Annotated in this window: 11 protein-coding genes; 1 reads left to right on the top strand and 10 read right to left on the bottom strand. The window is 60.6% G+C overall.

Annotated features, from left to right (window positions below; genetic code table 11):
- Positions 1-8: 8 nt before the first annotated feature.
- The 10 genes from ACA053_RS18110 to ACA053_RS18065 are packed head-to-tail and all read right to left on the bottom strand — an operon-like array spanning position 9 to position 11,008.
- Positions 9-1,145: a glycosyltransferase gene (locus tag ACA053_RS18110; RefSeq protein ID WP_497393311.1), complete on the bottom strand. Its 1,137-nt coding sequence runs from the start codon at positions 1,143-1,145 to the stop codon at positions 9-11.
- A complete protein-coding gene (locus ACA053_RS18105) occupies positions 1,138-2,106 on the bottom strand; it encodes a glycosyltransferase family 2 protein (RefSeq protein WP_497312156.1) in 969 nt (322 codons plus the stop codon). Before ACA053_RS18105 ends, ACA053_RS18110 begins: the two co-directional genes overlap by 8 nt.
- Positions 2,103-3,470, bottom strand: a complete 1,368-nt coding sequence (locus ACA053_RS18100) for an O-antigen ligase family protein (RefSeq protein WP_497393310.1) — start codon at positions 3,468-3,470, stop codon at positions 2,103-2,105. The genes ACA053_RS18105 and ACA053_RS18100 overlap by 4 nt, the downstream gene beginning before the upstream one ends.
- Positions 3,467-4,555, bottom strand: coding sequence for a glycosyltransferase family 4 protein (locus ACA053_RS18095; protein ID WP_256597444.1), 1,089 nt, complete (start codon positions 4,553-4,555; stop codon positions 3,467-3,469). Before ACA053_RS18095 ends, ACA053_RS18100 begins: the two co-directional genes overlap by 4 nt.
- On the bottom strand, positions 4,552-6,144 hold the full coding sequence (locus tag ACA053_RS18090) for a GumC family protein (protein WP_497393309.1): 1,593 nt from the start codon (positions 6,142-6,144) through the stop codon (positions 4,552-4,554). The genes ACA053_RS18095 and ACA053_RS18090 overlap by 4 nt, the downstream gene beginning before the upstream one ends.
- 17 nt (positions 6,145-6,161) lie before the next feature.
- Positions 6,162-7,187, bottom strand: a complete 1,026-nt coding sequence (locus ACA053_RS18085; protein WP_497312149.1) for a polysaccharide biosynthesis/export family protein — start codon at positions 7,185-7,187, stop codon at positions 6,162-6,164.
- A gap of 22 nt (positions 7,188-7,209) precedes the next feature.
- Entirely contained in the window at positions 7,210-7,857 is a 648-nt protein-coding gene (locus ACA053_RS18080; RefSeq protein ID WP_497312148.1) for a CpsD/CapB family tyrosine-protein kinase, read from the bottom strand.
- A complete protein-coding gene (locus ACA053_RS18075) occupies positions 7,858-8,604 on the bottom strand; it encodes a sugar transferase (protein ID WP_497393308.1) in 747 nt (248 codons plus the stop codon).
- Positions 8,601-9,659 carry an NAD-dependent epimerase gene (locus ACA053_RS18070; protein ID WP_109632883.1) on the bottom strand — a complete coding sequence of 353 codons (1,059 nt, stop codon included), beginning with the start codon at positions 9,657-9,659 and terminating at the stop codon, positions 8,601-8,603. The genes ACA053_RS18075 and ACA053_RS18070 overlap by 4 nt, the downstream gene beginning before the upstream one ends.
- A complete protein-coding gene (locus tag ACA053_RS18065) occupies positions 9,656-11,008 on the bottom strand; it encodes a UDP-glucose dehydrogenase family protein (protein WP_497312145.1) in 1,353 nt (450 codons plus the stop codon). The genes ACA053_RS18070 and ACA053_RS18065 overlap by 4 nt, the downstream gene beginning before the upstream one ends.
- A gap of 388 nt (positions 11,009-11,396) precedes the next feature.
- Here ACA053_RS18065 and ACA053_RS18060 point away from each other — a divergent pair, with 388 nt between their 5' ends.
- Positions 11,397-13,094, top strand: a complete 1,698-nt coding sequence (locus tag ACA053_RS18060; RefSeq protein WP_497312143.1) for a sulfatase-like hydrolase/transferase — start codon at positions 11,397-11,399, stop codon at positions 13,092-13,094.
- Positions 13,095-13,188: the final 94 nt, after the last annotated feature.

The raw sequence follows: 13,188 nt of genomic DNA, 5'->3' as shown, positions 1-13,188 counted from the left end.
CAGTCCTTTCAACGGTTTTGCTCAGGGTTCCACTGGGCGTACCGCTGCCCCCGCAGGAACTGCCACAGACCGATACTCATCCCGGCCAGGGTCACCAGAAGGAATGCGGCGAGGCGGAAGGGTTTGGGCAACCGGTGTTGCGAATCCAGCAGGCCGGCGATGGCCACGGTGTAACCGAGCAGTTGCGCGACCAGGCTCAGGCGATAGAAACCGTGCTCTTCCCACAGCCAGAAATTGCTCAGTAGCAGCGGCAGCAACAGGATCGGCGCCAGTCGGCGAATCAACTTGTGGCTGATCAAGGCAATCGAATACAGGCCATGCTTCAGCGGATTGAGCAGCTCGCTGCGCTGGGCCAGGCTTTGCAGACCCCCGACGGTGACCCGCTGACGACGACGGAATTGTTTATCCGCTTCATCGACGCCGTGGTCGATCACCTGTGCCTCGGGCACATAGACAATGCGCTTGAACGCCACTGGCGCGCAGGTGCTGATGAAGAAGTCATCGTTGACCTCGGCCGGCACGTCCTGGAACAACTCCCGGCGCAGGGCGAGCAGGGCGCCGTCGGCGGAGACCATGCAGCCGGTGCGGTTCTCCACTCGGCGCAGCCAGCCTTCGTAATGCCGATAGAGGCTGTCGCCGATGCTCAGGCCACCGCCGGTGACCGGGATCACCATGTGCCCGGCGCAGGCACCGACTTGCGGATCGCACAGCGGCGCCAGCAGGTGCCCGAGGGTGTCGCGGGACCATTGGTTGTCGGCATCGGTGAACACCAGAATATCGCAGGTGCTCAACGCAACGCCGGCATTCAGGGTCGCGGCCTTCCCCTGGCGGGGCAGGTCGAGAATAGTGATGCGCGGGTCGATGACCTTGCGTGCACAGGCCACGGTGTCATCGGTCGAACCGTCGCTGGCCAGAATGATCTGCAGCGAGGCCGGCTGATAATCCTGGGCGAGCAAGGTGCGCAGCTTGTGTTCGATGTGCCGCGCCTCGTTGTGCGCGGCAATCACGATGCTGATGTTCATCGGTTCAGCTATTGCGTGACTCCGCGCCGCAAACAACGGCGCCAGCACTGTCAGCAGCAACGGATAACCCAGGTAGGCGTAGACCGGCAACAACAGGCACAACCAGAAAATGAATTCAGCCACGGGCAGGCCTCCTGGCTTTCCAATGACACAGACTGAGGATGAAGGCGGCGCCGGCCAGGTGCAGACGCAACCAGTGCAGGCCCCAGAGTTGTAAGGTCAACAGCAGATCGCGGTGTTTGAGGGTCTGGCGCATGCTCAAGGCGAGCGCCGGAATACTGGTCAGGAACACCATGAGCACCGCATGATGAGGGAAGCCATCAAGCAGCGCGGAGATGGCCAGGAAATCCAGGAACCAGGCAGCCAGTGACATCAACGGGAAGCGCAGCAACCGCAGACTCATCCCGTGGCTGCGCAGGAGCTGCAGATGACTGCCCTGGCGCCAGAATTCCTTGCCCATCCATTCACGCCAACTGCACTCATACCCCCAATGCAGGGCGACGGTCTGGTTGACTGACAGCAGCCGCGCCCCCGCGTGGGAAAGGCGCATGGTGAAATCCTTGTCCTCGCCGGTACGCAGGTTTTCATCAAAGCCACCGACCTTGTCGAACCAGGGGCGGCGCATCAACAGGTTGGAGCTGGGCAGCCAGCGCACCGTTTGCACCGTCTCGTTGTTCGGGCGCAAGGTGCGACGTTGCCAGGCGTTGGCATACCACGGGGCTTCGGCCGGCGTGTGCAAATCCAGTCCCAGGACGTCGACCTGAACCGCAGGCTCGATTTTCAACAACAGCGTGAGCCAGTCCTCGGGCATCTCGACATCGGCATCGATGAAGGCCAGCCATTCGCCGGTGGCGACAGCGGCGCCGCGATTGCGCAGGGCGCCGATCAGCAAGCCTGGCAGCACCAGCACTTGCGCGCCCAGTTGCCGGGCAATGTGCGGGCCTTGGTCTTCGGAGCCGTTGTCGGCAACGATCAGTTCACATTCCAGCCCGGCGGCGATGGCGGCGCGTTGCGCAGCCAGCAAGGTCCGGGCGATGTGATGGGCTTCGTTGTACATCGGGATGACAATACTGACGCGGCTCATGCCTTGGCCTCCACGAGTGGGCTTTGTTCGGCTTTCAAACGCAGCACGCTGGTCAGGGCGAGCATGATCCACACGTACTTCTGGTTGGGTGCGCTGAGGAACATCAGGAACAGGGCCAGCGACAGAAAACTCATGCTCAGGTGCGTCAACAGATCCGCTTGCTCGCGGTTGCTTCGCTGTATCCATGCACGGCGGGCGCGGATCAGGTTGTACAAGCCGAGGCCAAGCATGCCGACGAACAACAGGCCGGCGGGAATCCCCAGCTCACTGAAGATTTCCAGGTAGGTGTTGTGGGCGCGACGGTACAGGTCACCGATTTTGCGGTTGGCCGAAAACGCCTTGGCGTAACCGGTGGTGGCGTAGTGCAGCGGGAACGTGCCGGGGCCGGTGCCCAGTAGCGGGTTCTCGCGAATCATCTCGCCGCCGACCACAATGTATGAGGCGCGACGGCCGAGGGATTGGTCCTGACTCTTGGCGCCGGCGCTCAAGATGCTCAAGGACTGAATGCGCTCGATGTACCCCTTCGGCATCGCATAAAGGGCCAGCGGAATCACGATCACCAGGCCCAGCATGGCAAACCCCAGATGCCGTGGACGGATGCGTTTGAGCTCGAGGCGGTAGTGCCAGACGCCGATCATCAGGCTGAGGAACAGCACCACCAGCCCCGAACGGGATTCGGTCTTGGTCATGCCGCCCAGCAGCAGAATGCAGCAAGCGACCCAGAACAACCGATGCAAAAAGTGCGGACTGCGCACCACCAGCAGCAAGGCGAGCGGCACGGCAAAGGCGATCAGCATGGCAAAGGCGTTCGGGTCTTCCAGCAGGCCGGCGGCGCGCCCCTGGTCCTGATATTTACTGGAGAACATCGCCAGCACGCAGGTCGCCGTGACGCTGAGGGTGACCATTTTGGCGAACAGGTCCATGTTCAGCTCGCGGCCGATCAGCAGGGTGATCACAAACAGCACCAGGCCGACACTCAGCTCCCGCAGATGCGCCATCGACATGCCCATGTTATCGGTGTTGATCACGCTCAGCAGGTACAAGACCATGAACCAGATCAGGTAGCGCCAGATGTTGCTGCGCAGGCGTTCGGAGGGAATCTGGTGGATGGCCAGTTGCAGCATCAGGATCACGGCCAGTGACGCGCCGAGGAACTTGGTGCCCGACAGCGAACTGTCCTTGAAGAAACCTTCGAACGGCACCAGCGCCGCAATCCCGAGCAAACCCCAGGTGGGTTTTCGGTAAAGCAGCGCGACACCGACCAGGCCCAGCACCGCCCCCGGCGCCAGAAACGGATAAGGGCTGGCCAGCAAACCGAGGGAGACCAGGCCGAACAAACTGACGATCGAGAGCGGAAAGATCACGCGCGTGCCTCCCGTGCAGTACGGAGATAAAGTTGCGACCAGCGTTCGGCCAGGGCCTTGAGGTCGTAACGGTCCAATTGCGTACGTTTTGCGTTGTCGATCAGTTCGCGAGCCATGGTCGGTTCAGTCAGCAACGAACCGATCTGGCGGGCGAGGGCGGCGCTGTCGGCGGGTGTCGCCAGCAGGCCGTTGTGTCGGTCTTGCAGCACATCGGGAATCCCGCCGACGCCGAACGCCACCACCGGCACGCCGGCTTGCATCGCTTCGAGCAGAATCATCGGCGTGCCTTCGGTGCGCGAGCTGATCACCAGCGCATCGAGTTGTCGCCACCACACACTCATGTCGGTCTGATAACCGGGCAGGGTGATGCGGTCCTGCAAACCCGCTTCGTTGATACGCGCCAGCAGCGTTTCCCGTTCCGGGCCGTCGCCGAGCATCACGGCGTCCAGTTGCGGGTGTTGCCGGCAGAGTGGAATCAGCGCATCGAGAAAAAAGTCCGGGCCTTTTTCACTGCTCAGCCGCCCGACATAACCCGCCAGCCAACGCTGGCGGCCCACGTTGTGCGGCGGCAGTCCGGGAGCCGCCGGTAAACCATTGGGAATTACTTGCAGCTTTTCCGCCCTGACGCTGGCCTGGCGGCACAGCACGGCGATGCTTTCTGCGACGCAAACCACGCGATTAACCGACGCAGTGCGGCACAGTTGCAGGCTCAGCCAGGTATAGAACTTCTGCTTGCGACTGCGCGGTGTGAAACCGTGCTGCGTAATCACCAGCGGCAGGCGCAATAGCGTTGCGCCCACCCAGCCAAACAACAGGCCCTTGAAGTTGTGCGTATTGATCAACGGCCGTTCTGCCCGGCGCTGGCGCAAATGCGCCAGCAGTTCCCCCAGCCCCGCGCAACCCCGGCAGTCGACCCCCGCCTGGCGAAACCGCGCGATCAAGTCTGGCGGCGCATCGAGAAACAGCACTTGGTGCTGCCCCGGCGTCGCCAGGCAATGGTCCAGCAGCATCCGCTCAGCCCCGTAGAAGCCGCCGCTGCTGAGCAAATGAATGATCGGCAGGGAAGGGATGAGCGGCGCGTTCAATTGCGCACCCAATGCACGAGGCCAGGCACGGACCAGTTGCTGTGCGGGTTGGTCGGATCCGCGTTCTGATCGTTGATCACCAACAGCACCGGCAAGCCCAGTTCGTGGGTGATTTGCGCTGGGTGTTTGAAACGGTGATCGAAGAACTCACGCACGTAGACCAGGGCGATCGCCAGCAAGAGACCGGTGAACAAGCCGAACGGAATGATCAGCATCGGTTTCGGGAACGCCGCTTCGGTAGGCTCATACGGCGGGCTAAGCACCCGTGCGTTGGACAGGTCGTTGTCCAGCGAGCGTGCGCTGCTGCTTTCGGCGAAGCGCTGGGCATACGTCGAGAACGCCGCGTGCAACGCGTTGATCTCGGTGTCCATCTGCCGCAGCTTGCTCTGGGTTTCCTGCAACTGGTGGATGCGTTCCTTGAACTCGGCAATGCGCTTGGTTTTCTGGTCGATCACCGAGCTGACAATCGCCAGGTCAGTGTTGCGCTCCTGAATCCGGTTGCTGACCACTTTCAGAAACTGCTGACGGGTGCGGGCGATTTGCTCGCGGGTCAGCAACATCGGTTCGCTGCCGGGCTGGAAGATTGCCAGGTCGTTCATGTAGCGGCTGACCTGCGTGGTCAGGGCCTCGCCCATCTGTTTGATCTCACGATCCTCGAACGCCACATTGTCCACGGTGGTGGTGAAGGTGTAGGGGAAGGTGTAATCGTTGAGTTTCGAATTGCTCGCCGCGGCCAGGCTGGTTTTCAGGTATTCGAGCCAGCGTTGGCTTTGCAGCAGGCGATCGCGGTACAGGTTGAGCGCTTGCTCCTCGGTGTTGATGGCGTTGAGGCGGAAAGTGATTTCTTCCTTCGGATCGGACGAGCCGACCGCTTCAAGCAAGCCCAGCCGAGTGCCTTCCAGGCCATCGAGACGCACCTGGTATTGCTTCTTCTTGGTTTCGTAGAACGACTGTGGCAAGTCGATCGATTGCAGTGCCTGACGGCTGGTCAGGTAGTTCTGCAGTAAGGCGGCGACAAACTTGGTGCCCTGTGACGGATTGTCGAAGCTGTAGATGATGGAGATCACGTTGGAGCCTGGCAGGGTCTCGATTTTCAGACTGTCCATCGCCTGTTGAGTCAGTGCATCCAGCGCCGTGTCGCGCACCGGATCTGTTTCCAGGCCCAGGGCGTCTTTCATCGGGTTGATCACGTATTCGCGCAGCGGCGTGGTCACGTACTGTTTGAACGGCTGGGTCACCAGTTTGTTGAAGACGCCAGGGGTGGGCGTGTACTCACCCTTGTCGCGCAACTCGCTGATGGTCTGCCGGATCAAGGCTGGCGAGCGCAGGATATTGCTCTCGGTTTCCATGTCCGCCAGGGACGGTGGAATGAAAGAGGCGTTCTCCTGGTTGAGGGATGTGGTGGCGTCTCCCTGTGAGAGTTTTTTGGATTGCACGATCACCTGGGCGGTGATATCGAAGCTCTGTTTGAGCATCAGCGGCAAGACCAGGGCGATCACTGCAAAGATCAGGAAGACTCGTTTCACCAACTGCTTGTTGGCGAAAAAGATCCTGAAGAACTCGTGCAGGTAGTTTTCCTTTGGATTCATGGTCGGTCACCTGAGAGTTAGTTGCTGTCACTGTCTTTGTTGTCGACGCGGTAGCCGAAGCTGAAGCCCACGCCCTGGAACAACACCACGTCTGCCAATTGCCGCGCGAGTTCACCGGCGCTGGCCAGTTTGGTCTTGGGCACGTAGAGCATGTCGTCCGGTTGCAGGTACGCAATCTGCGACGCATCGCCGGCCAAAGCCTTTTCGACGTCGTAGCGCACGGCCTGCACCTGGTTGCCATTGCGGCGCATGATCATCACCGAATCGAGCCGCGCCTTGACGTTGGAGCCTCGGGCCAGGGTCAGCGCTTCAAGTACCGAGACTGGCCGGCGAATCGGGTAGGAACCCGGTTGGGCCACTTCGCCCAGCACATAGATTTCGTTGCCGGCGGTGGACTTCAGCAGCACGTCGACGGTCATCCGCCCTGGCAGCTTCGCGTAGCGTTGGTTGAGGAAGGTTTCCAGTTGATTGACGGTCATGCCTTGCAGCGGCACCGCGCCGATCTCCGGGAAGCTGGCGTAGCCGTCGGTGCCCACGGTGATCTCCCGGCTCATGCCGGTAGCGGGGTGGTTCAGGGCACTTTTGAGGTTCGACTCGTTGCTCAGCGGGCTGATGACCTGCACGGACAACTGGTTGCGGTTAGGCTGGAACAGCTGTTTGCGCTGGTAGGCGCGCTGGATTTCCTCACGCGCCTGTTCGGACGTCAGCCCGGCGATTTTCACCGAGGTGTTGGCGCCCGGCAGTTCAATGGTGCCATCGGGCAGCACCAGTTGATTGCCGTTGAGCTGGCTGGCGGCGGTGAAGTTCAGGCCGATCTGGTCACCGGACTGGATGCGGTAGGCGTCCGAGCCGCTGGTGCTGATGTGAAAGATCACATCCAGCACATCCTGTGGCCGCAAGGTCTGTTCGATCTTGGGCATGTCGGTGGCCTGGGCGTTGGCCGGTGAGGCCGTGAGGATATTCACCGGCATGGTCTGGGTTTCGGAAGTGCTGGAGCAACCTGCAAGCGGCAGCAACAGCAGGACAAGCATTTTGGCGTTCATGTCGTCATCCTTTGGCGATTGCTTACAGGTTTTTGTAGAGCCACTTCGGCATGTAGTACTTGCGCCGGTTGAACACGCTGCCGACCAGTTTCGCGCCGGCCTGGGTCAGGCGCTGAACCGCCGCCTGGGCCACTTCCCAGCGCGTGTCTTCGGAGCGCACGACCATGATCACGCCGTCCACCTGGGTGCTGATGATCATGGTGTCGGACGCGGAGTACACCGCGTCGCCATCGATCACCACAAAGCGATACTGACTGCCGAGTTGATCGAGCAACGGGCCCAGGCGTTCGGGTGTCAGGTGTTCGGTGCCGCGCACATACCGGCCGTTAGGCAAGATGTGGAAGGGCAGGCTGGAGACGTTCACCACGCAGTCCTGCAACAGTGGCGGGCTCTGGGTGTTGAACAGCAGGTCGCGAAAACCGCGCTCCTTGGTCAGCCCCAGCTGCTGCGTGAGGTTGGTCGCTGACTGGCTGGCATCGACCAGCAATACCTCGCCGCTGCTCATTTGCGCCAGCTGACTGGCCAGCGCCAGAGCACTGGTGGTGGTGCCTGCGCCGGGGTTGGCGGCGGTCAGAAATAGGATCCGCAGATCTTGATCGAGCACGGTCGAAGTCAGGTTGGACTCGCTCGGGTTGGCAATGCTTAGGCTTTTGGCTGATGAACCGTCCATTTAACTCGCTCCGTGGCCGCTGAATACTTTGAAGGGGGTTTTCAACAGGATCTTCAGATCAAGCAACAGGCTCTGCTCGGCGATATAGCTGAGGTCCAACTCAACGCGCTGGTCGAAGTCGATATTGCTGCGCCCGGAGATCTGCCACAGGCCGGTCATGCCGGGGTAGATGCTCAGGCGTGCAAGGTGGTTGTCCTTGTAGCGGTAGGCGTTGAACGAGGTTGGGCGCGGGCCCACCAGGCGCATGTCGCCCATCACCACATTGAACAGGTTCGGCAGCTCATCCAGGCTGCTGCGCCGCAGGAAACCGCCGATGCCGGTGATGCGCGGGTCCTTGTCGATCTTGAAGTCGATTGCGTCCGCGCCATGCTTGTTCAGGTGCCGCAGGGACTCTTTGAGTTCCTCGGCGTTGGCCACCATGGTGCGGAACTTGTACATGCCGAACTTGCGACCGCGGTAGCCCGTGCGTTTTTGCACGAACATCACCGGTCCCGGGCTGCTGAATTTGATCGCCAGTGCCAGGCCCACCAAGATGGGCGAGATCAGCAGCAGAATCAGCAACGCACCGAAGCAGGCGACCACGCGGTTGGTGCGTGACAGTGTCCATGGCCGACCGCCGTCACGACCGGTCATCCAGCCACGACCCTGCATATGAATCGCGGTATCGAGGCGCATTCGGTGCTCCGGGTCCAGGCGCTTGTCCCGGCGCATCTGTTGCAGGGGCACCGTTTTTTCATGTCCAGTCATAGAATCCTCCGCTGAAGTTCAGCCGCTAGCGGCGCGTGGGCGATAGGCAGTGGGTAGTAATCACGGAACCAGGCGATGAAGCGCCCGAGTCCCTCATCCAGCTCGATACAAGGCTGAAATCCGGTTGCCCGAGCCAGGTCACTGGCATCGGCGCAGGTGTTGAGCACGTCGCCCGGCTGCAGCGGCAGCAACTCGACGAGGGCTTTTTGTCCAAGGTGTTTTTCCAGCAGCGCCAGGTAATCCTTGAGCTCCACCGGGTGTTGGCCGCCGATGTTGAAGATCCGCCACGGCGCCATGCTGCTGGCCGGGTCCGGTTGTTCACGGTCCCATTCGGCGTTGGCGTGCGGTGGACGTTCGATCAGGCGCGCGATGCTTTCGATGATGTCGTCGATGTACGTGAAGTCGCGCTGGTGCTCGCCGTAGTTGAACAACTTCAGCGGCTGCCCTTCGGCAATTGCCCGGGCGAACTGGATCGGCGACATGTCCGGCCGACCCCAAGGCCCGTACACGGTGAAAAAGCGCAGACCGGTGCAGGGAATGCCGAACAAGTGGCTGTAGCTGTGAGCCATCAGCTCGTTGGCTTTCTTGGTCGCGGCATACAGCGACAGCGGATGGTTGACGCCATCCTTCACCGAATAAGGTGTGTGCTGGTTGGCGCCGTACACCGAACTGGACGAGGCGTAGATCAGGTGTTTGACCGGGTGGTTGCGGCAGCTTTCGAGGATGTTGAGGAACCCGCTCAAATTGCTGTCGAGGTAAGCCCGAGGGTTTTCCAGCGAGTAACGCACCCCGGCCTGGGCCGCGAGGTGAATCACCACCTCGGGTTGTTCACGGACAAACAGGGCCTCGATGGCCGGACCGTCGGCCAGGTCAACCGTCGCGAGCTGGAAAGCGCCAACCTGCTCCTGCACCCAATCCACGCGGTCGTGTTTGAGTTGCGGGTCGTAGTAATCGTTGAAGTTGTCCAGCCCGCACACATCGTGCCCGTCACGGATCAGCCGCAACACGCAATGGGCACCAATGAAACCGGCCGCTCCGGTGACGAGAATCTTCATGGCCGCGGCGCCTCGGGAACAATGTGCCGAAGGCCGATGCCGCTGTAGTGCAAACCTGCTGCCGCCACCTGTTCCGGGTTGTAGAGGTTGCGACCGTCGACGATCACCCGCGAACGCAGTTTGCTCGCCAGCAAGTCAAAGTCGACCACGCGGAAGTTCTTCCACTCGGTGCAGATCACCAAGGCGTCGGCATCTTCCAGGGTGTCATCGCGGGTGGCGCACAGGTGCAAATTGTTGCGGTAGCCGTAGATGCGCCGGCATTCAGACATGGCTTCCGGGTCATAGGCCTGCACGCTTGCGCCTTCGGCCCACAGCGCTTCCATCAGGTAACGGCTGGGGGCTTCGCGCATGTCATCGGTGTTGGGCTTGAACGCCAGGCCCCAGATCGCGATGGATTTGCCGGCCAGGCCGTTGGGGAATTGCGCTTTCAGTTTGCTGAAGAGGATGTGGCGCTGGCTGTCGTTGACGTCAGTGACGCTACGCAGCAGACGCAACGGCATGCCGTTGTGTTCGGCGGTGTGCAGCAGGGCGCGCAGATCCTTGGGGAAGCACGAGCCACCAAAACCGCAACCCGGGTAAATGAAGTGATAACCGATGCGCGGGTCCGAACCGATGCCTTTGCGCACCGCTTCGATGTCAGCCCCCAGCAGTTCGGTGAGGTTGGCCAGTTCGTTCATGAAACTGATGCGCGTGGCGAGCATCGCGTTGGCCGCGTACTTGGTCAGCTCGGCACTGCGGTTGTCCATGAACATGATCTTTTCATGGTTGCGGCAGAACGGCGCGTAGAGCTCGCTCAGCTGGCCGCGGGCTTCCTCGTCGTCGGTGCCGACGATGATCCGGTCCGGGCGCATGCAATCGGCGAGGGCGCTGCCTTCCTTGAGAAATTCGGGGTTGGAGACCACCCGCACATTCAGGGCGCTCTTGCCGCGACGAAGCAGTTCTTCGTTGGCGGTGGCAGCCACTTGGTCTGCGGTGCCGACCGGCACGGTGGACTTGATGATCAGGGTGCGATCGGCCTCCATGTAACTGGCGATCTGGCGGGCCACATTCAGCACGTGGCTGAGGTCGGCGGAACCGTCTTCATCGGCGGGCGTGCCGACGGCGATGAAAATCAGCTCGGCGTGTTCGACCGCATCGCTGGCCTGGGTCGTGAACAGCAGACGACCGGCCTTGATGTTTTCTTCCAGCGTGCCGGATAACCCCGGTTCGCTGATTGGCGGGACGGCCTGTTGCAGTTGCTTGATCTTGTTAGGATCGATGTCGACACATAAGACACGATGTCCGACATCGGCCAGTGCCGCTGCTTGTATCAGGCCGACGTAGCCCGTACCAAATACGCTCACGTCCATATTGGCGTGCCTCGTAAGACGGTTGAAAGAACTTAAATAAGACTGTCAAAAGGGGTATAGCCCAGCGTTGGGAAAACGTGTCAGCAAAATGACATGTTAAGTGGCTATAACAGGCCCATTTTTGGGGCGTTTTGCCATCAAGTGCTTGCCGCTGCTGGATTTGCCGCGGTTTTGACGGGTTTTTTACATTTGGAAGAAAACGATAAACGGTCGTAGGGCTTGAAACACGGGGGTTACAGCCGGTCGGGTGTGTCAGATTTGAGTCAACGTTTTTTTGACGCTTTGTGTAAAAACCCGACATTTCTTGCGCTTTGATGGCCCGGTGCTAGTGTCAAAAAATGGCCGACAATCTATTGGCCAACGAACGGCCGCGAGAATCGGAAATACTATGATTCGATACCTCAAAGAACTGCTCTTAGTTCTCTATTTAGTTAAGAACTACGACTATTACCTGGAACGCCTGAGCGCAATGGGGATCGGTTTCCCGGTGCTGCTCTTTGGCGGGATGTTTATCGCGCTGACCGTGGCGCTTTTCATGACCGCGTACATCCGCCAGACGTTGATCCGTCATGTGTTTGCCCTGGCGATGTTTTTCTCGGCGGTGTTTTTCGATGTCTATACGCGCGTCACGGCCGATTACCTGACCTACAGCAGCTTTGTGTCGATGGTGTACTCCGGCGGATTTATCCAGGAGGCGGCGTACCAGTATCGCGACGCGATCATCAGTGGGGTGCTCGGCGGCTTGCTGCTGCTGTTCGGCATCGGACTCAAACCGCGTCGGCGCATGCCGCTGCCCGGCGCGTTGCTGGTGGCGGCGCCGGTGCTTGGGGTGCTGCTGCTCAGTGCGGTGTTGTTCGTGCGAGCGGGCGAGGGCGCCCGTGGCCTGCCGATCATGTACACGCCGCTGGCCTATTTGAATCTGTTCACCTATGAAGCCCTGCACAACACGGTCGGCCCGCGCGAGCCGGTGAAGCTGGCGCGCAACGATTCATCGCCGGGGCACGACATCGTGCTGATCATCGACGAAAGCATTTCCGGCAATTACCTGGACATCAACGCGCCGTTTGGCGTGCACAGCAACCTCAAGGAACCGCGCCCGGGCGTCGCGATCTTCAACTACGGTTACGCCGCGTCCATTGCCAATTGCAGCGCCGACACCAACATCACCCTGCGCTACGGCGGCACCCGCGCCGACTACATGCGCATCAACAGCACGATGCCGTCGATCTGGCAGTACGCGAAGAAGGCCGGCCTGCGCACCGTCTACATCGATGCCCAGCGTACGGCTGGCAACTTGCAGAACCTGATGAACGAAGCCGAGAAAAAGGACATCGACGAATTTGTGCAATTCGACCAGACCAGCGTGCGTGACCGTGACATGGCGGCTGCGGCGAAGCTGATCGAGCTGCTCAACGACGGCAAGCCCGAGCTGGTGGTGATCAACAAGGTGGGCGCGCATTTCCCGGTGCACGACAAATACCCGGATGCGTTCATGGCCTATCGTCCGACCTTGCCTCGGGGCCAGTTTGTCGAGATCGCGGACACCGGAAAGCGCGATGGTTTCAACGGTCAGCCGGATGACTGGGTGCTCTATCGCAATGCCTACAAGAACACGTTGCTGTGGAACGTCGGGGAGTTTTTCTCACGGGTGTTTGCCCAGGCGGACATGAGCAATGCGCTGCTGATCTACACCTCGGACCATGGGCAGGACCTGCATGAACGGGGCAATCCGGGGTTGAATTTGCACTGTGGCGGTGATCCGGTGCAGGAGGAGGGCCTGGTGCCGCTGGTGGTGATTCAAGGGGATCAGTTGCGCACACTGGATTGGCAGAAGGCGCTGGCCGGGAACAAGGACCGATCGAGTCACTACAACATCTTCCCGACGCTGCTGCAGTTGATGGGGTATGACCTGGCGGGGATCGAGTCGGTGTATGGCAAGCCATTGAGCGTGCCGACGGCGGACGAGTTTACGTTCAACTATCGGTTCAATGCGCGGCTGGGGGCCAAACCTGAGTGGAAGCACATTGATCTGAACAGCATTGTTACACCGGGGCAGGCGGCGACGAGCGTGGCGGTGGGGCAGTGAGGTTTTGGGTTGTCTGAACTGGCCTCATCGCGAGCAGGCTCACTCCCACAGGACTGCGTTGTTCACCAATATTGTGAACGACGCGGTCCTGTGG

It is taken from the genome of Pseudomonas sp. LBUM1672 (genome assembly GCF_059695655.1).
Note: the sequence above shows the minus strand (reverse complement) of the source record. Positions and strands in the feature narration are given on the sequence as shown.